15 protein-coding genes are annotated in these 19,447 nt (G+C 63.3%); 7 read left to right on the top strand and 8 right to left on the bottom strand.

Annotated elements, in window-relative coordinates:
• Positions 1–347 precede the first annotated feature (347 nt).
• From Q6A48_RS25390 to cobA, 6 genes are all read left to right on the top strand, one after another.
• The gene (locus Q6A48_RS25390; RefSeq protein WP_304557212.1) at positions 348–1,559 is read left to right on the top strand and encodes a nitrate/nitrite transporter; all 1,212 of its coding nucleotides are present in this window, start codon (positions 348–350) and stop codon (positions 1,557–1,559) included.
• 9 nt (positions 1,560–1,568) lie between these two features.
• The gene (locus tag Q6A48_RS25385) at positions 1,569–3,239 is read left to right on the top strand and encodes a bifunctional protein-serine/threonine kinase/phosphatase (RefSeq protein ID WP_304557211.1); all 1,671 of its coding nucleotides are present in this window, start codon (positions 1,569–1,571) and stop codon (positions 3,237–3,239) included.
• Between the two features lie 486 nt (positions 3,240–3,725).
• The gene (gene nirB / locus Q6A48_RS25380; RefSeq protein ID WP_304557210.1) at positions 3,726–6,194 is read left to right on the top strand and encodes a nitrite reductase large subunit NirB; all 2,469 of its coding nucleotides are present in this window, start codon (positions 3,726–3,728) and stop codon (positions 6,192–6,194) included.
• Positions 6,191–6,508, top strand: a complete 318-nt coding sequence (gene nirD / locus Q6A48_RS25375; RefSeq protein WP_304557209.1) for a nitrite reductase small subunit NirD — start codon at positions 6,191–6,193, stop codon at positions 6,506–6,508. The genes nirB and nirD overlap by 4 nt, the downstream gene beginning before the upstream one ends.
• Positions 6,508–9,228, top strand: a complete 2,721-nt coding sequence (locus tag Q6A48_RS25370) for a nitrate reductase (protein ID WP_304557208.1) — start codon at positions 6,508–6,510, stop codon at positions 9,226–9,228. The genes nirD and Q6A48_RS25370 overlap by 1 nt, the downstream gene beginning before the upstream one ends.
• A gap of 10 nt (positions 9,229–9,238) precedes the next feature.
• Positions 9,239–9,994 carry a uroporphyrinogen-III C-methyltransferase gene (gene cobA / locus Q6A48_RS25365; protein WP_304557207.1) on the top strand — a complete coding sequence of 252 codons (756 nt, stop codon included), beginning with the start codon at positions 9,239–9,241 and terminating at the stop codon, positions 9,992–9,994.
• Positions 9,995–10,192: 198 nt separating this feature from the next.
• On the opposite strand, the gene Q6A48_RS25360 is transcribed toward cobA, so the two are convergent.
• The 8 genes from Q6A48_RS25360 to ppsA all read right to left on the bottom strand — a co-directional run bounded on the left by Q6A48_RS25360 (position 10,193) and on the right by ppsA (position 18,376).
• Positions 10,193–11,227, bottom strand: coding sequence for an OmpA family protein (locus Q6A48_RS25360; protein ID WP_304557206.1), 1,035 nt, complete (start codon positions 11,225–11,227; stop codon positions 10,193–10,195).
• A gap of 107 nt (positions 11,228–11,334) precedes the next feature.
• Positions 11,335–11,925, bottom strand: coding sequence for an RNA polymerase sigma factor SigX (sigX, locus tag Q6A48_RS25355; protein WP_042729583.1), 591 nt, complete (start codon positions 11,923–11,925; stop codon positions 11,335–11,337).
• 91 nt (positions 11,926–12,016) lie between these two features.
• The gene (locus Q6A48_RS25350; RefSeq protein ID WP_003183617.1) at positions 12,017–12,841 is read right to left on the bottom strand and encodes a mechanosensitive ion channel family protein; all 825 of its coding nucleotides are present in this window, start codon (positions 12,839–12,841) and stop codon (positions 12,017–12,019) included.
• A gap of 2 nt (positions 12,842–12,843) precedes the next feature.
• Complete coding sequence (locus Q6A48_RS25345; protein ID WP_304557205.1) at positions 12,844–13,089, bottom strand: CrfX protein; 246 nt, start codon at positions 13,087–13,089, stop codon at positions 12,844–12,846.
• A gap of 63 nt (positions 13,090–13,152) precedes the next feature.
• Positions 13,153–14,148 carry a divalent cation transporter CmaX gene (gene cmaX / locus Q6A48_RS25340; protein ID WP_304557204.1) on the bottom strand — a complete coding sequence of 332 codons (996 nt, stop codon included), beginning with the start codon at positions 14,146–14,148 and terminating at the stop codon, positions 13,153–13,155.
• Between the two features lie 25 nt (positions 14,149–14,173).
• Positions 14,174–14,665, bottom strand: coding sequence for a ribonuclease E activity regulator RraA (rraA, locus tag Q6A48_RS25335; RefSeq protein WP_304557203.1), 492 nt, complete (start codon positions 14,663–14,665; stop codon positions 14,174–14,176).
• Between the two features lie 126 nt (positions 14,666–14,791).
• Entirely contained in the window at positions 14,792–15,781 is a 990-nt protein-coding gene (locus Q6A48_RS25330; RefSeq protein WP_304557202.1) for an alpha/beta fold hydrolase, read from the bottom strand.
• Positions 15,782–16,000: 219 nt separating this feature from the next.
• Positions 16,001–18,376, bottom strand: coding sequence for a phosphoenolpyruvate synthase (gene ppsA, locus Q6A48_RS25325; protein WP_304557201.1), 2,376 nt, complete (start codon positions 18,374–18,376; stop codon positions 16,001–16,003).
• Positions 18,377–18,552: 176 nt separating this feature from the next.
• Here ppsA and ppsR point away from each other — a divergent pair, with 176 nt between their 5' ends.
• On the top strand, positions 18,553–19,371 hold the full coding sequence (gene ppsR, locus Q6A48_RS25320) for a posphoenolpyruvate synthetase regulatory kinase/phosphorylase PpsR (protein ID WP_042732259.1): 819 nt from the start codon (positions 18,553–18,555) through the stop codon (positions 19,369–19,371).
• Positions 19,372–19,447: the final 76 nt, after the last annotated feature.

Raw genomic sequence — 19,447 nt, 5'->3', positions numbered from 1 at the left:
GGGGTTTGGTGGGTAGGGTTTTTCACATTTAAAAATTGTGGGCGCCCGACCGGGGGGGGCCGCCCCCCCCCCCGCTCCCACAAAGTCCAAAGCGCGGGCCCATTCGCGATAGCTCCAGCGACTGCTGCTGTTGGCACAGATCTCGCTTAAGCAACCCCACAGGTAACCAACGGCGGTTACCCCACCTACGACAAAGACGTCGCACACCCTTCTCGCCTGGCTTGGCGATTCGGGTTGCGGCGTTTTTTTGCTTTGGCCCCAACGTCCGGGGTCGGTGGGGTCGCCGTCGTGGCGCACCACCTCGAAGCACTGACTCATTTTCGAGACTTTAACCGCTGAGGTGCGCGATGAATTCAAGCTTCTGGAAATCCGGCCACACCCCGACCCTGTTCGCGGCCTTCCTGTATTTCGACCTGAGTTTCATGGTCTGGTACCTGCTGGGCCCCCTGGCGGTGCAGATTGCCACCGACCTGCACCTGACCACCCAGCAACGCGGCCTGATGGTCGCCACGCCGATCCTGGCCGGTGCCGTGCTGCGCCTGTTCATGGGCCTGCTGGCCGACCGGATCTCGCCAAAAACCGCCGGCATGGTCGGCCAGGTGATCGTCATCAGTGCGCTGTTCTGCGCCTGGAAACTGGGCATCCACAGCTACGAGCAAGCGTTGCTGCTGGGCCTGTTCCTGGGCATGGCCGGCGCGTCGTTCGCCGTGGCGCTGCCGCTGGCGTCGCAATGGTATCCGCCGCAGCACCAGGGCAAGGCCATGGGTATCGCCGGTGCCGGCAACTCGGGCACTGTGTTGGCGGCGTTGATCGCGCCGTTCATGGCGGCGGCCTTCGGCTGGACCAACGTGTTCGGCTTCGCGCTGATCCCCCTGGTGCTGACCCTGGTCGTCTTCGCCTGGCTGGCCAAGAACGCCCCCGAGCGGCCGAAAGCCAAATCCGTGGCCGACTACCTCAAGGCCCTGGGCGACCGTGACAGCTGGTGGTTCATGTTCTTCTACAGCGTGACCTTCGGCGGCTTCATCGGCCTGGCCAGCGCCCTGCCCGGCTACTTCAACGACCAATATGGCCTGAGCCCGGTGACCGCCGGCTACTACACCGCCGCCTGCGTCTTCGGGGGCAGCCTGATGCGGCCGTTGGGCGGTGCCCTGGCCGACCGTTTCGGTGGCATCCGCACGCTGCTGGGCATGTACACCGTGGCGGCCATCTGCATCGCCGCGGTGGGTTTCAACCTGCCGAGTTCCTATGCCGCCCTGGCCCTGTTCGTCTGCACCATGCTGGGCCTGGGGGCAGGCAACGGCGCGGTGTTCCAACTGGTGCCGCAACGTTTCCGCCGCGAAATCGGCGTGATGACCGGGCTGATCGGCATGGCCGGCGGCATCGGCGGCTTCGCCCTGGCGGCGGGCATGGGCGCGATCAAGCAGAGCACCGGCAGCTACCAGATGGCGCTGTGGTTGTTCGCCAGCCTGGGGGTGCTGGCCTGGTTCGGCCTGCACGGCGTCAAGCGCCGCTGGAGAACCACCTGGGGTTCGGCCGCCGTCACCGCGGCCCGGGTGTAGAGCCCCTGCATGAGCCTGCAACTGAGTTTTGCCGAAGCCACTGCCATCGGCCCGCGGGATGAAAACCAGGATGCCCTGCGCCTGGTCACGCCGGCCCCGGCCCTGGCCGCCAGCAAGGGTTACCTGTTCGCCATCGCCGACGGCGTGAGCCAATGCGCCGACGGCGGGCTGGCGGCCCGCTCGACCTTGCAGGCACTGGCCCTGGACTACTACGCCACGCCGCAAACCTGGGGCGTGGCCCAGGCGCTGGACCGCTTGCTGCTGGCGCAGAATCGCTGGCTGCAAGCCAACGGTGGCGGGCAACCGCTGCTCACCACCGTCAGCGCCCTGGTCCTGCGCGGCCGCCGCTTCACCCTGGCCCACGTCGGCGATTGCCGGGTCTACCGCTGGCACGCCGACCACCTGCAACGGATCAGCGAAGACCACGTCTGGGAACAACAGGGCATGCAGCATGTGCTCAAGCGGGCGCTGGGCCTGGACCAACACCTGGTCCTGGATTTCCTCGACGGCGAATTGCGGCCCGACGAAACTTTCGTCCTGCTCAGCGACGGCGTCTGGGCGGTCCTGGGGGACACCGCCATCGCCGGCATCCTGCGGGACCAACCGGACCTTGACCGCGCGGCGCAGACCCTGGTCAACGCTGCGCACCTGGCCGGCAGCCAGGACAATGCCAGCGCCTTGCTGGTGCGCGTCGATGCCGTGGGCGAAGCGAGCATCGGCGACGCCCTGATCCAATTGCAGCAATGGCCCCTGCCCCCCACGCTGAAACCGGGCCAGGTCTTCGAGGGTTGGCAAGTCGAAGGCCTGCTCGGGCACAGCCAACAATCCTTGCTCTACCGGGTGCACGACGGCCAGGGCCAGCCGTGGTTGTTGAAAACCCTGCCCGGCCAGTGGCGGGACGACAGCCGTGCCGGCCAGGCGTTGCTCTCCGAGGAATGGTTTCTCAGGCGGGTCGCCGGCCGGCAGTTTCCGGAAATCCACGGTGTTCCCCAGCGCCAGCACCTGTACTACGTGATGCGCGAATACCCGGGCAGCACCCTGGCCGCGCTGTTCGACCAGGGCGGCCCGCTGCCGTTGGCGCAATGGCTGGACCTGGCGCAGCAGCTGGTGCGGGCGGTGGGCCTGTTGCATCGACGGCAGATCTACCACCGCGACATCAAGCCGGACAACCTGCACCTGGGGGACGACGGCGAACTGCGCCTGCTGGATTTCGGGCTGGCGTACTGCCCGGGGCTGTCGGAGGACCAGGCCAATGTCTTGCCGGGCACGCCGAGCTACATTGCCCCGGAAGCCTTCGCCGGGCATGCGCCGACCGCCCGGCAAGACCTGTATGCCGTCGGCGTGACCCTGTATTTCCTGCTGACCGGGCACTACCCCTACGGGGAAATCGAAGCCTTCCAGCGCCCGCGCTTCGGCGTGCCGGTCAGCGCCCATCGGTATCGGCCGGACCTGGCCGAATGGCTCGGGCAAAGCCTGGAGCGCGCCGTCGCGGCCGATCCGGAGCAGCGTTTCGAGACGGCCGAGGAATGGTTGCTGCTGCTGGAACAGGGCGAGCGCCGCAGCTTGAGCGTCAGGCCCAGGCCGTTGCTGGAAAGAGAGCCGCTGAAGGTCTGGCGGACATTGGCGCTGGTGTCGCTGGTGGTGAACATTGTGCTCTTGTTCCTGGTGTTTCACGGCTGAGATCCCGGTCGCGCCTATCGCGAGCAAGCTTTGCTCCCACAGGGATTTTTGGTTCCCCGGGGGATTTTGTTTCCACAGGGAATCTGCTGTGGGAGGGAATCTGCTGTGGGAGCAAATCCATTGTGGGAGCAAAGCTTGCTCGCGATGGCGGCCTGCCTGCCACTACACAACCATCGGCTACCACGCTCCATTACCGGGCAACACGCTTTGATTCGGTGCAATAAATTCCCCTGTCACTCGCCCGGCCGGCGGATTACCCAATAAATCCGCGCCCCAGAGCCACTTGGCACAACCACTGCATAACCTCTCTCACCATACATACAGCAACGCTTCCAACGATGAAGGCGCTGCTTCCCGAGAGAACGGGACCCGGACAAAGGCGTCCTCGCTAGGCCACTAGCGGGACGCCTTTTTTTGTTTTCGTGAATATGACCGAGCCAGTCCGATCGCCGTGATGAAACGGGCCTGAGCTTGCGGAGAACCCTGATGAAAAAACTCAAACTGGTGATGATCGGCAACGGTATGGCCGGGGTTCGAACCCTTGAAGAACTGCTCAAGCTGAGCCATGAGCTGTACGACATCACGGTGTTCGGCGCCGAGCCCCACGCCAACTACAACCGCATCCTGCTTTCGCCGGTGCTGGCCGGCGAGCAGACGTTCGAAGAGATCGTGCTCAACGACCTGAGCTGGTACCAGGACAACCGCATCAACCTGCTGCTCAACCGCAAGGTGGTGGAGATCGACCGGGTCAAGCGCCGGGTCATCGCCGAGGACGGAACCGAGGCCGAGTACGATCGCCTGCTGATCGCCACCGGCTCCACGCCGTTCATCCTGCCCATCCCCGGCCACACCCTCGACGGCGTCATCGGCTACCGCGACATCGCCGACACCCAGGTCATGATCGACACCGCCAAGACCCACAAGAACGCCGTGGTGATCGGCGGCGGCCTGCTGGGCCTGGAAGCGGCCAACGGCTTGAAGCTGCGGGGCATGGACGTGACCGTGGTGCACCTGGGCGAATGGTTGCTGGAGCGGCAACTGGATAAGACCAGCGGCCAACTGCTGCAAACCGCCCTGGAAGACCGTGGCCTGAAATTTCGCCTCTGCGAGCAGACCCAGGCCCTGCACGACGCCGGCAATGGCCGGGTCGGCTCGGTGCAGTTCAAGAACGGCGACATCATCCCCGCCGACCTGGTGGTGATGGCCGCCGGCATCCGTCCCAACACCGAACTGGCGGAAAAGGCCGGCATCCCTTGCAGCCGCGGGATCCTGGTCAACGACACGATGCAGACCTACGACCCACGGATCTATGCCATCGGCGAATGCGCCAACCATCGCGGCACGGCCTATGGCCTGGTGGCCCCGCTGTTCGAACAGGCCAAGGTCTGCGCCAACCACCTCGCGCAACTGGGGTTTGCCACCTACAAGGGATCGGTGACCTCGACCAAGCTCAAGGTCACCGGCATCGACCTGTTCTCCGCCGGCGACTTCATGGGCGGCGAAGGCACCGAGACCATCACCCTGTCCGACCCGATCGGCGGCGTCTACAAGAAGCTGGTGATCAAGGATGACGTGCTGGTCGGCGCCTGCCTCTACGGCGACACCGCGGACGGTGGCTGGTACTTCCGCCAGATCCGAGGGAATCACAACGTCGGCGAGATCCGCGATCACCTGATGTTCGGCGGCTCTAGTTTTATGGAGCAGGCCTTGGGCGACGTCGGCCACCAGGGCCAGGACAAAGCCATGAGCATGGCCGACTCGGCTGAAGTCTGCGGCTGCAACGGCGTGTGCAAGGGCACCATCGTCAAGGCGATCCAGGAACACGGGCTGTTCAGCGTCGACGACGTGAAAAAACACACCAAGGCCGCCAGCTCCTGCGGTTCCTGCGCCGGCCTGGTGGAGCAGATCCTCATCAACACCGTCGGCGGTGCGGCGGACGTCAAGCCGAAAAGCGAGAAAGCCATCTGCGGCTGCAGCGATCTCAACCACAGGCAGATCCGCCAGGCGATCCGCGACGAGCACTTGTTGACCATCGCCGGCACCATGAGCTACCTGAACTGGCGCACCCCGAACGGCTGCGCCACCTGCCGCCCGGCCCTGAACTACTACCTGATTTCCACCTGGCCCGGCGAAGCCCAGGATGACCCGCAATCGCGCCTGATCAACGAGCGCGCCCACGCCAACATCCAGAAGGACGGCACCTACTCGGTGGTTCCACGGATGTGGGGTGGGGTGACGACGTCCGCGGAGTTGCGGCGCATCGCCGACGTCGCCGATAAGTACAGCGTGTCCATGGTCAAGGTCACCGGTGGCCAGCGCATCGACTTGCTAGGCATCAAGAAGCAGGACCTGCCGGGGGTCTGGAAGGACCTCGACATGCCGTCCGGCCACGCCTACGGCAAATCCATCCGCACCGTGAAAACCTGCGTGGGCAGCGAGTTCTGCCGCTTTGGCACGCAGAATTCCACCCAACTGGGCATCGAGCTGGAGCACGACCTGTTCAACATGTGGTCGCCGCACAAGGTGAAGCTGGCGGTCTCCGGCTGCCCACGCAACTGCTCCGAAGCGGGCATCAAGGACGTCGGCATCATCGGCGTCGATTCGGGGTGGGAGATGTACATCGGTGGCAACGGCGGGATCAAGACCGAAGTCGCGGAGTTCTTCGTCAAGCTCCAGACCGCCGAGCAAGTGCGCGAATACAACGGCGCGTTCTTGCAGTTGTACCGCGAAGAAGCCTTCTACCTCGAACGCACCGTGCACTACATGCAGCGCGTCGGCATGGAGCACATCAAGAAAGCCGTGCTGGAGGACCCGGCCCGCCGCAAGGCGCTGCACGAACGCCTGAAGTTCTCCCTGGCCCTGGAACAGGACCCGTGGAAACAGCGCCTGGAACAACCCCAGCTGAAAAAAGAGTTCGAGGTCATCCCCGTGAAGAACCTGGAGGTGCCGGCATGAACTGGCTGGATATCTGCGCACTGGAAGAGATCAACGCCCTGGGCTCGCGCATCATCCAGGGCCCGAAAGGCGATATCGCGATTTTTCGTACCAGCGACGATGAAGTCTTCGCCCTCGACGACCGCTGCCCGCACAAGGGCGGGCCGCTGTCCCAAGGCCTGATCTACGGCAAGCGCGTGGCCTGCCCGCTGCACAACTGGCAGATCGACCTGGAAAGCGGCCAGGCCCAGGCGCCGGACGTGGGTTGCGCCCATCACCATGCGGCCCGTGTCGAGAACGGCCGGGTCCTGCTGGCGCTACGGGAAGCAAGCTGATGAACCGCCAAACCACTGCCTCGACCTGCTGTTACTGCGGGGTCGGTTGCGGCGTGCTGATCGAGCATGACGACGAGCGCATCCTCGGCGTCAGCGGCGATCCCGCCCACCCGGCCAATTTCGGCAAGCTGTGCAGCAAGGGCTCGACCCTGCACCTGACCGGCGACCTCGCCGCACGCGCGCTGTACCCCGAGCTGCGCCTGGGCAAGGGCCTGGCCCGCGCCCGTACCGACTGGGACAGCGCGCTGGAGCACGCCGCCAGCGTCTTCGCCGCCACCGTCGCCGAGCACGGCCCCGACAGCGTGGCGTTCTACATCTCCGGCCAGTTGCTGACCGAGGACTACTACGCGTTCAACAAACTCGCCCGGGCCCTGGTCGGCACCAACAACATCGACAGCAATTCACGGCTGTGCATGTCCTCCGCCGTGGTCGGCTACAAGCGCAGCCTGGGTGCCGACGCGCCGCCCTGCAGCTACGAAGACCTGGAGCTGAGCGACTGCGTGATGATCGTCGGCAGCAACATGGCCTACGCCCATCCGATCCTGTTTCGTCGGCTCGAAGAGGTCAAATCCCGCCGTCCGCAGATGAAAATCATCGTCATCGACCCGCGGCGCACCGACACCTGCGACCTGGCGGACCTGCACCTGGCGATCCTGCCCGGTACCGACGTCGCCTTGTTCCACGGGATCTTGCACCTGTTGCTGTGGGAAGACTGGGTGAACCGCGACTTCATCAAGGCCCACACCGAAGGCCTGGCCGAGCTGAAGAACCTGGTACGCGACTACACCCCGGGCATGGTCGCCCAGGTGTGCGGGATCAGCGTCGAACAACTGCACCAGTGTGCCGAATGGGTCGGCACCTCGCCCAGTTTCCTGTCGCTGTGGTGCATGGGCCTGAACCAGTCCACGGCCGGCAGCGCGAAGAACAGCGCACTGATCAACCTGCACCTGGCCACCGGGCAAATTGGCCGCCCGGGCGCGGGACCGTTCTCGCTGACGGGCCAGCCCAATGCCATGGGCGGGCGGGAAACCGGCAGCCTGTCGAACCTGCTGCCGGGCCATCGCGAAGCCAGCAATCCCGGGCATCGCGATGAAGTCGCCCGCTACTGGGGCGTCGAGCAATTGCCCGCCAACCCGGGCTTGAGCACCATCGAGCTGTTCGACGCGGTGCGCAGCGGCAAGATCAAGGCCCTGTGGATCGCTTGCACCAACCCGGCCCAATCGATGCCGGACCAGACAGCCGTCCAGGAAGCGCTGCAAGCCTGTCCGTTCGTGGTGTTGCAGGAAGCTTTCCGGACCACCGAGACCGCCGCCTTCGCCGACTTGCTGCTGCCGGCGGCCAGTTGGGGCGAGAAAGAGGGTTCGGTGACCAACTCTGAACGGCGTATCTCCCACGTTCGCCGGGCAGTCAGGGCACCGGGTGAAGCCCGGCCGGACTGGGCGATCACCGTGGATTTCGCCCAACGCCTGGAGCAACGCCTGCGGCCGGGCCAGCCGAGCCTGTTCGACTTTGCCGCCCCGGGTCAGCTGTTCGACGAATACAAGCAGCTGACCCGCGGGCGCGACCTCGACTTGTCCGGCATCAGCCACGCCTTGATCGATGCACTCGGTCCCCAGCAATGGCCCTTCCCGGAAGGCGCCACGGTGGGAACGGCGCGCCTGTACCAGAACGGGATCTTTCCTACCGACAGCGGTCGGGCGCGATTTGTCGCCGAACCGTATCGCGCCGCCCGGGAACTGCGGGACGCACGCTATCCATTGACCCTGAACACCGGGCGGCTGCGCGACCAGTGGCACGGCATGAGCCGGACCGGCACCGCCGCGCAACTGTTCGGCCACGTCAATGAAGCCGTCCTCAGCCTGCACCCGGACGAACTGGCGCGCCATCGCTTGCAGGCCGGTGACCTGGTCAGCTTGAAGAGCCGGCGCGGCGCGGTGATCGTCGCCGTCGACAGCGACGAAAACGTGCGTCCGGGCCAGGCCTTCCTGCCCATGCACTGGGGCAACCGGTTCCTCAAGGGCGGCGTCAACCGCCTGACCCAACCGGCCTTCGACCCCTTGTCGAAACAACCGGAGCTCAAGCACAGCGGCGTGCGCCTGGAACCGGTGAACCTGCCCTGGCACCTGTTCGCCCTGGTGGAGGGCGACGTTCAACAGCATCTGGAGGCGCTGCGACCGCTGTGCGAGGCGTTTGCCTACGTCAGCCTCAGCCTCACCGGCCGTGAACGTCCGGCACTGCTGATTCGCGCCGCCAACGCCACGGCGCCTGATCCCGAGCTGCTGCAAGGGATCGACGAACAACTGGGGCTGATCGACGGCCCGGTGCTGGCCTATGACGATCCGCGTCGCGCCATCGGGAAACGGGTCCGGATCGAAAACGGTCGCATCACCGCCATCCGCCTGGCCGGCGAAACCCTCGCCCGGCACTGGCTGCAGAACCTGTGGCAGGAAGGTCGCGCCGATGAACAACTGCGCCGCTGGTTGCTGGCGCCCTTGAGCGCGCCGCCGGGCAATGCCGGCGCGGCGGTGAGTGGCGGCGGCAAGACCCTGTGCAACTGCTTGAACGTCAGCCAGCAGGCGATCTGCGCCGGCATCGAGCGGGGCCTGGACTTGCCGGGGCTGAAAAAAGAACTGGGCTGTGGCACGCAATGCGGTTCCTGCGTACCGGAAATCAAGCGGCTGCTGGTTGCCTCGGCGCAACCGATGGCCGCTCTCTCTTGAGGAAAACACGATGAACGCAAAAGTCTGGCTGGTGGGTGCAGGTCCTGGCGACCCTGAATTGCTGACCCTCAAGGCCGTGCGCGCCCTTGGCGCAGCGGACGTGGTGCTGATCGACGACCTGGTCAACGAGGCGGTGCTGGAGCACTGCCCCGGCGCGCGTATCATTGCCGTGGGCAAGCGCGGCGGTTGCCGCTCCACGCCCCAGGCGTTCATTCATCGGCTGATGCTGCGCTATGCCCGCCAGGGCAAATGCGTGGTGCGCCTCAAGGGCGGCGACCCGTGCATCTTTGGCCGTGGCGGTGAAGAGGCGCAGTGGCTGCGCGGGCACGGCATCGAAGTGGAACTGGTCAATGGCATCACCGCCGGCCTGGCCGGGGCGACCCAGTGCGCTATCCCACTGACCCTGCGCGGGATTGCCCGGGGCGTGACGCTGGTCACCGCCCACACCCAGGACGGCAGCAGCCTGAACTGGCAAGCCCTGGCGCAAAGCGGGACGACCCTGGTGGTGTACATGGGCGTGGCGAAACTCAACGAGATCCGCGAACAACTGCTGGCCGGCGGCCTGGCCGCGGATACGCCAGTGGCAATGATCGAAAACGCGTCCCTGCCCCATCAACGCGACTGCCGCAGCGACCTGGCATCGATGGAAGCCGATGCCACCGCGTTCCAGCTCAAGAGCCCGGCGATTCTGGTGATTGGTGCGGTGGCCGGTGCCGCTGAACTGGCCACGGCCCCGACTGCCTGGGCTCAGGCTTCAACCCTCTAACAGACAACATCGACCCACTGTGGGAGCGAGCTTGCTCGCGATGGCAATGTATCAGCAATCTGGATGGTGACTGACACACCGCCATCGCGAGCAAGCTCGCTCCCACAGGTTTTGCTTCGTCTGGCACAGCCCCACCTGACAAATCCCAGGCAAAGAAAAGCCCGGCCTGGGCCGGGCTTTTCCAAAGCGCTGGGCTAATTACTTAGCTTGGGCTTCAACCTGCGCTTCTACGCGACGGTTAACAGCGCGACCAGCTTCAGTGGCGTTATCAGCCACTGGACGGGATTCGCCGTAGCCAACAGAGTTAACGCGGGACGATTCAACACCGTACTGGTTGGTCAGAACTTGCTTGACGGCGTTTGCACGACGCTCGGACAGTTTCTGGTTGTAAGCGTCAGGACCGACGGAGTCAGTGTGACCTTCAACAGTAGTGGTGGTGGATGGGTACTGCTTCATGAAGTCAGCCAGGTTCTTGATGTCGCCGTAGCTGTTAGGCTTGACGACCGACTTGTCGAAGTCGAACTTGACGTCCAGCTCAACGCGAACGACTTCAGCAACGGCAGGGCAGCCATCAGCGTCGACAGTTACGTTGGCAGGGGTGTCAGGGCACTTGTCGACGTTGTCGCACACGCCATCGTTGTCGCTGTCGGAGCAGACTTCAGCCGGAGCTGGAACTGGAGCAGCGGCAGGCTTGGAGCCGCCACCGAAGTTCACACCGATACCAACGCTTGGCGCCCACTCGGTGTCGCCCTGGTCGATGTTGTATTGAGCTTCAACGCCAGCACGGGCGTAGAAGTTCTCGGTGAAGTACAGCTTGGCGCCGCCACCGACGTTGGCGAAGGTAGAACGGTTACGACCGTTGCTGCCATTCTGGTCGATGCTCTGGTCGGAGAAACCGGCCGAGACGTAAGGACGCAGCATGTCGCCTGGGTTGTTGAAGTGGTACAGGGCGTCCAGGGCAGTGTTGGCGCCCTTGACGTTGGTGCCGTCGTCGGTACGTGCGTTGTGCACTTCGTCGTAGGCCAGACGCAGTTCAACGTCGTCGGTCAGGAAGTAACCGATCGAACCGCCGAACAGGTTGCCGTTGTTCTTGAAGTTACGAGCGCTGTCGAATTGTTCTTTCTTGGCGAAGCCTTCGATTTCAACTGCGCCTTGGCCTTGTGCCAGAGCGCCGAACGAAGTGGCAGCAATCAAAGAACCAATGGCAAAGCCCAAGGTGTTTTTCAGTTTCATCCGTTAAATCCCCATCTGGTGATTGTGAAGCAGTCCCGCAAACCGGGGGACAACTCGGCGGCAAGTCTATCAGAACTTGCCTACACGTAAGAGATATTTGCGCCGAACTAAGTTTCAGCAATGCCTGCAAATTTCTCACGCAATTTGTCAAGAGCGCGCTTGTAACGCATTTTTGTCGCGCTCAAACCCATGTGCATGATGTCTGCGATCTCCTGGAACTCCAGCTCTGCGACAAATCGTAGCACCAGAATTTCCCGATCGATCGGGTTTACATGGACCAACCAGCGATCAAGTCCACCCTTCTCCTCGGGTTTGGGCGCCTTTTCCTCAGACGCTTCTTCAAGAGGGTCCAGGCTCAAAGCATCCATCAAGCGACGCTTTCGCCGTTCCTTGCGGTACTGCGTGATGCATTCGTTGTAGGTGATGCTGTAGAGCCATGTCTTGAACTTCGATTTCCCCTCGAAGTTCTTCAAGCCATACAGCACCTTCAACATCACCTCCTGACAGACATCGTCAGCATCGCGATCGTTCCCCAGGTAGCGTGCACAAACGTTAAATAATGTCCTCTGGTACCGGCGCATCAACTCTTCGTAGGCACGCGTGACGTGGAACAGCTCCGTATGTGCGCGCGCGACCAACTCCTCATCGGAGAGATCACGGGGGTCGTAGCGCGTGGATAGCGATTGGGGTTTGTTCAAAACAGGTCGGGCCGACAGTCTAGGTCAATGTGCGCCGCAGCCTGGGGTCGCAGGCATTTTGCGGCGGCATACATTAGCAGGGTTTGCCGGGTTAGCGGCTACTCACATGCTGTTCCAGCAGGATCCGATTGGAGAGCGACACCAGTTCGCCCTCGTCGGTCAGCAATGTGGTCTTCACCGTGCCGATCTCCTCGATCTGCCCTTCGACCTCTCCAACACGCACCTGTTGCCCAACCTCATACAACTCACGCACGTAGATTCCCGCGAGAATCTGGCCGGCAATTTCCCGGCTGCCCAACCCCATGGCCAGCGCAACCGCCAGACCAACGGTAATCAGGACGATCACGATCACATGGTTGAGCAGGTCTGTCTTGACCTCCAACTGGCTGATCGCGACCGAAATACTGATGATGATCACCAGGCCCTGGGCGATTCGCCCAACGCCGGCGGCGTAGTCCAGGCCCACGCCTTCGGCGGCGCCACGCACCAGCCCGTTGGCCAGTTGCGCCAGCAGGACACCGACCAACAGCACCAATGCCGCGCCGAATACCTTCGGCAAATACAGCGCAAGCATGTCCAGCGTAGCTGAAACTCGCTCAAGTCCAAGGGATTCAGCCGCGGACACCAGGAAAATCAGCAATACGAACCAATAGACGATCTTGCCGACCAGGGTCGAGATCGGCACCTGGATGCCGCCCCGGGACAACAGCTTGGTCAAGCCGGTGCCGCCCATCAGGCGATCGAGGCCCAGCTTGGCGAGCAACTTGGACAACAGCGTGTCCAGCAGCTTGGCCACCACGAAACCGAGCAACAGCACCACCAGGGCGCCGAACAGGTTCGGGATGAAGTTAGCCACCTTGGTCCACAACGCGGTCATTGCCGTGACGAGGCTCTGGGTCCAGAGATCAAGTTCCATATTCAATCAGCCTTATCAGCGGTGCGGGTAACAGGTTTACGACGGGAAACCGGCGAGACATGGGCCGACCCGTTGTTCAAGGCGATCATCAGCGCGGGCAGCCAGCGGCCCAGCAGGCTGAACAGATCGCTGGCGCCGACCTGGCGGTTGGCGGTTTTCAGTACACGTCCCAGGCAGGCATCGTCGTCCCGGCTGGACGGCGAGGCCTTGAGCATGTCGCGCAAAGACTGTTCAAACGGATCGTGCATACGCACCTCTCGTGATGTCTGTGGAAGACGCGATCAGATTTGGCCGGGTCACATGAAGCCTCATCAGACCCAACGCAAGCGGCGGAACAGCCACCACTGCCCCAGGGCCACGCAAACCATCAGCAGGCACGCCACCATGAAACCGTAGGGGCTCGCCGAGAACGGGATGCCGCCGACATTGATGCCCAGCAGGCCGGTGAGGAAACTCATGGGCAGGAAGATCCCGGTGATGATGCCGAAACGGTACATGGTGCGGTTCATGCGCACCGACAGGCGCCGGTCTTCGGCCTCCAGCACAAGCCCCACGCGCTCGCGAGCCAGTTCCAGCTCCTCGAGGTAACGGGTCAGGCTGTTGTTCAATTCATTCCAGTAGTCGCCGTCGTCCTCGACGAACCACGGCAGTTTCAGCCGGGTCATCTGGGCGAAGATATCCCGCTGCGGCGCCAGGAACCGCTTCAGCCCGGCCGCCCTCCGGCGGATGTGCAAGATGGCGTCGTGCTCGGGGGTATACCGTTCGTCGGTATCGAGTTTTTCTTCCTCGCCATCGACGATTTCCGAGAGGCAGGTGACCAGGTCCTGCACCTTGTTGGTGAGGTACTGGGCCATATAAAGGATGAGTTCCGAGCTGGTCTTCGGGCCCTTGCCCTCGGCCAGTTGCGCCAATAGCTCATCGGTGGCCCGCAGTGGCCGCAAACGCAGGGAGATCACCCGTTGGGCAGAGGCGAAGATCCGCACCGAGACCATGTCTTCCGGTTCGGCCCCCGGGTTCAGGTTGATCCCCCGCAGGAACAGCAGCAACTCGGCGTTGGGCAGTGGCAGCAGGCGCGGACGGGTGTTCTCTTCCAGCAGCAGGTCGCAGTTGAACTCGCTCAGGCCGCTGGATTTGCGCAACCAGGTGTGGGTTTGCGGATGACTGCGATCCCAGTGCAGCCACAGGCTTTCGTGGGCCTGCAGCTGCAATTGGTCGAGGTCGGTCCGGGCAATGGAACGCGCGCCGCCCTTGCCGTCCAGCACCAGGGCATGCACCAGCCCCCATTGCGCGTTTTCTTCCTCGAACATCCTCATCCCTTATGGCTGTCGCGCTTCATTCAGGCATCTTGAGCGGGCTTGGCGAGACGATGATGCCGTTGTTGTCGGCATAGACATACTCGCCCGGGCGGAACGTCACGCCGGCAAAGGTCACCGCCACATTGAGGTCGCCAATGCCGCGCTTGTCGGTCTTCATCGGGTGGCTGGCCAGGGCCTGGACGCCGAGGTCGGTCTGGGCGATGACATCGACGTCGCGGATGCAGCCGTAGATCACCAACCCTTCCCAACCGTTTTTCGCGGCTTTTTCCGCCAGCATGTCACCCAGCAGGGCCCGACGCAGGGAGCCGCCGCCGTCAACCACCAGCACCTTGCCGGTACCCGGCAGCTCGACCTGTTCCTTGACCAGCGAGTTGTCCTCGAAGCACTTGATGGTCACGATTTCGCCGCCGAAGGAATCGCGGCCGCCGAAATTGCTGAACATCGGCTCCAGCACCTGGACCAGGTCCGGATAGGCATCGCACAGGTCGGGCGTGAGGTAATGGTTCATCGAACAACTCCTGTTGGGCTGGAACGTCAGACTGGATGAGCAACCGTTTGTGACCGGAACCGCTTGAAGCGTCATATCTTAGCCGCAAGCCGACCAGAGCGAAATGCCCACGTCAGGGCCTTCGCTTCAAACCGCCTCGGCCAGTTGGGGCTGCTCGGCCAGCAACGGCGTGCACGGGTTTTCCAGCCAACGCGCGACCAATGGCCAGACGTCGGTCTGCGCGGCCTTGCTGACCAGCATCTCGACATGCCCGAAATCGTCGCTGAAGCCCTGCTCCCGGCCCAGGCAGACAAACTGCTTGTGTTCGGAACCGATCTGTTCGAAGAGTTTGCGGCAGGCCCAGGTCGGGTCCTGCTGATCGCCGGCGGCACTCACCGCCAGCACCGGGACCTGGACGTCGGCCAATCCGGCCCACCAGTTCCTCTCGGCGTCGCCGAAGCGCCCGAACAGGCCGTACCAGCGCATGCTTTCCAGGGCCAGGCCGATGGGCTCGTCCTCCGGGCCGCGCTTGAGCCGCGAACCGGACAACTGGGCAAAGCGCTTGAGGATGAAGCGTCCGCTCCATTCCACCGGCGGGATCTTCAGCGGCCAGTAGGTACGGCTGACCTGGGCGCCGAAAAACGCCGCCGAGGCCACCGCGGGCTCGCCCAGGTAATGCCCGCCCAGCGCTGCCGCCAGGGTGATGCCCCCCAGGGAATGACCAAGCCAGTGCGGCACCTGCCCGCTCTGCTCCCGCACGAAGGCGCCGATGGCCGGCAAATCGTAGCGGGCATAGTCGGCCACGCGATTGTTGCGATAGTCCTGGTTGCGCTGGGACAGCCCATGGCCACGCATCTCGGGGATCCAGACATCGAACCCCAGGCGTGCCAGGTACGCCCCGAGGCCGAGGCCCTTGGGGGAGTACCAGAAGCGCCGGTTGGAAAAACTGCCGTGCAACAGGATCACGGGCACGCCCCGGGCCTGGCCGGCATCGGCCATGCCCAGGCGGGTAACGGCCAGCTCGACGCTGTAGTCCGGGCTGTTGCCGGGTTTCAAGCGATAGACGTCTTCGCTCAGATCACCACGCCGCTCGGCGCTGATCAGGGCGACAGGAAAAAGGTTGCTGCTGCTTTGCATAATGCTCTTGCACAAAAAAGGGCGGCATCCGCCAGGAGCCCGCCCTACTTCAATCAAAAGGGACCGGAAAGGTTGATAGCCGCGGACCTGCGGGAGCGAGCTTGCTCGCGATTGCGGTGGATCAGCAAAACAATCTTGGCTGACACTCCGCTATCGCGAGCAAGCTCGCACCCACCAAGGTTACCCGGCCTACATTACCGGTGAAGTCCCTTCACTCGATCAGACCGCGCCCTGCCCCTCGGCCAGGAAGAACCAGGTCTCCAGCACGGAGTCGGGGTTCAACGAAACGCTTTCGATCCCCTGCTCCATCAGCCACTTGGCCAGGTCCGGGTGGTCCGAAGGGCCCTGGCCGCAGATGCCGATGTACTTGCCGGCCTTGTTGCAGGCGGCGATGGCATTGGCCAGCAGCTTCTTGACCGCCGGGTTCCGCTCGTCGAACAGGTGCGCGATGATCCCGGAGTCGCGGTCCAGGCCCAGGGTCAGCTGGGTCAGGTCGTTGGAACCGATGGAGAAACCGTCGAAGAATTCGAGGAATTCCTCCGCCAGGATGGCGTTGGACGGCAGTTCGCACATCATGATCACGCGCAGGCCGTTGTCGCCACGGGCCAGGCCGTTCTCAGCCAGCAGGTCGACCACCTGGCTCGCTTCGCCGAGGGTGCGCACGAACGGCACCATGATCTCGACGTTGGTCAGGCCCATGTCGTTGCGCACGCGCTTGAGGGCGCGGCATTCGAGCTCGAAGCAGTCACGGAACGATTCGCTGATGTAGCGCGAGGCGCCACGGAAGCCCAGCATCGGGTTTTCTTCTTCCGGCTCGTAGAGCTTGCCGCCGATCAGGTTGGCGTATTCGTTGGACTTGAAGTCCGACAGGCGCACGATGACCTTTTTCGGCCAGAACGCCGCCGCCAGGGTGCTGATGCCTTCCACCAGCTTCTCGACGTAGAAGCCGACCGGATCGTCGTAGCCGGCGACACGCTTGTCGACGCTGTCCTTGATTTCGCTCGGCAGGCCGTCGTAGTTCAGCAGCGCCTTGGGGTGCACGCCGATCATGCGGTTGATGATGAATTCCAGGCGAGCCAGGCCCACGCCGGCGTTCGGCAACTGGGCGAAGTCGAAGGCGCGGTCCGGGTTGCCGACGTTCATCATGATCTTGAACGGCAGCTCCGGCATGGCGTCCACGGAGTTCTTCTTCACGTCGAAGCCCAGTTCGCCTTCGAAGATGTAGCCGGTGTCGCCCTCGGCGCAGGACACGGTGACGCCCTGGCCGTCCTTGAGCAACTGGGTGGCGTTGCCGCAGCCGACCACTGCCGGGATCCCCAGCTCGCGGGCGATGATCGCCGCGTGGCAGGTGCGTCCGCCGCGGTTGGTGACGATGGCGCTGGCGCGCTTCATCACCGGCTCCCAGTCCGGGTCGGTCATGTCGGACACCAGCACGTCGCCGGCCTGGACCTTGTCCATTTCCGAGACGTCCTTGATGATCCGTACCTTGCCGGCGCCGATGCGCTGGCCGATGGCGCGGCCTTCCACCAGCACGGTGCCGGTTTCCTTGAGCAGGTAGCGCTCCATGACGTTGGCCTGGGTGCGGCTCTTCACGGTTTCCGGACGGGCCTGCACGATGTACAGCTTGCCGTCGTCACCGTCCTTGGCCCATTCGATGTCCATCGGGCACTTGTAGTGCTGCTCGATGATCATCGCCTGCTTGGCCAGCTCGCTGACCTCGGCGTCGGTCAGGCAGAAACGCGCGCGCTCGGCCTTGTCCACGTCGACGGTCTTGACCGAGCGACCGGCCTTGGCCTCGTCGCCGTAGATCATCTTGATGGCCTTGCTGCCCAGGTTGCGACGCAGGATCGCCGGGCGACCGGCCTGCAGCGTGCCCTTGTGGACATAGAATTCGTCCGGGTTGACCGCGCCTTGCACGACGGTTTCACCCAGGCCGTAGGCACCGGTGATGAACACCACGTCACGGAAGCCCGACTCGGTGTCGAGGGTGAACATCACGCCGGCGGTGCCGGTCTCGGAGCGGACCATGCGCTGCACACCGGCGGATAGGGCGACCAGCTTGTGGTCGAAGCCCTGGTGCACGCGGTAGGAGATGGCTCGGTCGTTGAAGAGGGAAGCGAAGACTTCCTTGGCGGCGCGGATGACGTTTTCCACGCCCCGGATGTTCAGGAAGGTTTCCTGCTGGCCGGCGAAGGAAGCGTCCGGCAGGTCTTCGGCGGTGGCCGAGGAACGCACGGCGACGGCGATGTCGGGATTGCCTTCGGACAGCTTGGCGAAGGCGGTGCGGATTTCGCTGTTCAGTTGCTCGGGGAACTCGGCTTCCATGATCCACTGGCGGATCTGGGCGCCGGTCTTGGCCAGGGCGTTGACGTCATCGACGTCCAGGGCATCGAGCGCATCGTGGATCTGCTTGTTCAGGCCACTCAGTTCCAGGAAATCACGATAAGCCTGAGCGGTCGTGGCGAAGCCACCTGGCACCGAGACGCCGGCACCGGCGAGGTTACTGATCATCTCGCCCAGGGATGCGTTCTTGCCCCCCACATGCTCCACATCATGGACGCCGAGCTTATCGAGGGAAACTACGTACTCTACCAAGGTGATCTCTCCACTAACTGTGTTGGAAAAGCTCAAGGCACCGGTGGCTCCAGGGGAGCGATTGCCGGCGATATGGCCTGGACCTGGAAAATAAGTGAGAATGCGGGCCATTGGCGGCCGGCAAATCGCGCCTATCATATCCAAGAATCGTCACTAGCTTAAGGCCCAAGGCGCAAATGAAACGATCTGCTTTCTTTATCTCCGATGGCACCGGCATCACTGCCGAAACGCTAGGCCAAAGCCTGTTGGCGCAGTTCGAAAACATTACCTTCACCAAGCTGACACGCCCGTACATCGACAGCGTCGACAAAGCGCGGGCCATGGTACAGCAAATCAATAAAGCCGCCGAAACCGACGGTTTCCGCCCGATCATCTTCGATACCATCGTCAATCAGGACATCCGTGAGATTCTCGCAACGTCCAATGGTTTCATGATCGACATTTTTTCCACCTTCCTGGCGCCCCTTGAGCAGGAACTGAGCGAACACTCCTCCTACTCGGTCGGCAAGTCCCATTCCATCGGGCACAACTCCAACTACATGGAGCGGATCGAGGCGGTCAACTTCGCGCTGGACAACGATGACGGCGCCCGCACGCATTATTACGACAAGGCCGACCTGATCCTGGTGGGGGTGTCGCGTTGCGGCAAGACGCCGACGTGCCTGTACATGGCGATGCAATTCGGCATCCGCGCGGCCAACTACCCGTTGACCGAAGAAGACATGGAGCGCCTGCAACTGCCCAGCGCCCTGCGCGCCCACCAGCACAAGCTGTTCGGCCTGACCATCGACCCGGACCGCCTCACCGCGATCCGCAACGAGCGCAAGCCCAACAGCCGCTATTCAAGCTACGCCCAGTGCGAATTCGAAGTGCGCGAAGTGGAAAACCTGTTCCGGCGGGAGAACATTCCCCACATCAATTCCACGCATTTTTCCGTGGAAGAGATATCGGCGAAGATCCTGGTGGAGAAAGGGGTGGAGCGGCGTTTCAAATAAACCGGAGAGTCCCTGTGGGAGCGAGCTTGCTCGCGATAGCGGAGTGTCAGCCGGCATCAATGTTGCTGATCCGCCG

Source organism: Pseudomonas citrullilanati (genome assembly GCF_030580855.1).
Lineage (GTDB): Bacteria > Pseudomonadota > Gammaproteobacteria > Pseudomonadales > Pseudomonadaceae > Aquipseudomonas > Aquipseudomonas citrulli.
The sequence above is the reverse complement of the archived record's forward strand: the minus strand, read 5'-3'. Positions and strand labels throughout refer to the sequence as shown.

Coding starts and splice junctions, on each gene's coding strand:
- Q6A48_RS25390 (WP_304557212.1), top strand. CDS start 348: ATGAATTCAAGCTTCTGGAAATCCGGCCACACCCCGACCCTGTTCGCG.
- Q6A48_RS25385 (WP_304557211.1), top strand. CDS start 1,569: ATGAGCCTGCAACTGAGTTTTGCCGAAGCCACTGCCATCGGCCCGCGG.
- nirB (WP_304557210.1), top strand. CDS start 3,726: ATGAAAAAACTCAAACTGGTGATGATCGGCAACGGTATGGCCGGGGTT.
- nirD (WP_304557209.1), top strand. CDS start 6,191: ATGAACTGGCTGGATATCTGCGCACTGGAAGAGATCAACGCCCTGGGC.
- Q6A48_RS25370 (WP_304557208.1), top strand. CDS start 6,508: ATGAACCGCCAAACCACTGCCTCGACCTGCTGTTACTGCGGGGTCGGT.
- cobA (WP_304557207.1), top strand. CDS start 9,239: ATGAACGCAAAAGTCTGGCTGGTGGGTGCAGGTCCTGGCGACCCTGAA.
- Q6A48_RS25360 (WP_304557206.1), bottom strand. CDS start 11,227: ATGAAACTGAAAAACACCTTGGGCTTTGCCATTGGTTCTTTGATTGCT.
- Q6A48_RS25350 (WP_003183617.1), bottom strand. CDS start 12,841: ATGGAACTTGATCTCTGGACCCAGAGCCTCGTCACGGCAATGACCGCG.
- Q6A48_RS25345 (WP_304557205.1), bottom strand. CDS start 13,089: ATGCACGATCCGTTTGAACAGTCTTTGCGCGACATGCTCAAGGCCTCG.
- cmaX (WP_304557204.1), bottom strand. CDS start 14,148: ATGTTCGAGGAAGAAAACGCGCAATGGGGGCTGGTGCATGCCCTGGTG.
- rraA (WP_304557203.1), bottom strand. CDS start 14,665: ATGAACCATTACCTCACGCCCGACCTGTGCGATGCCTATCCGGACCTG.
- Q6A48_RS25330 (WP_304557202.1), bottom strand. CDS start 15,781: ATGCAAAGCAGCAGCAACCTTTTTCCTGTCGCCCTGATCAGCGCCGAG.
- ppsR (WP_042732259.1), top strand. CDS start 18,553: ATGAAACGATCTGCTTTCTTTATCTCCGATGGCACCGGCATCACTGCC.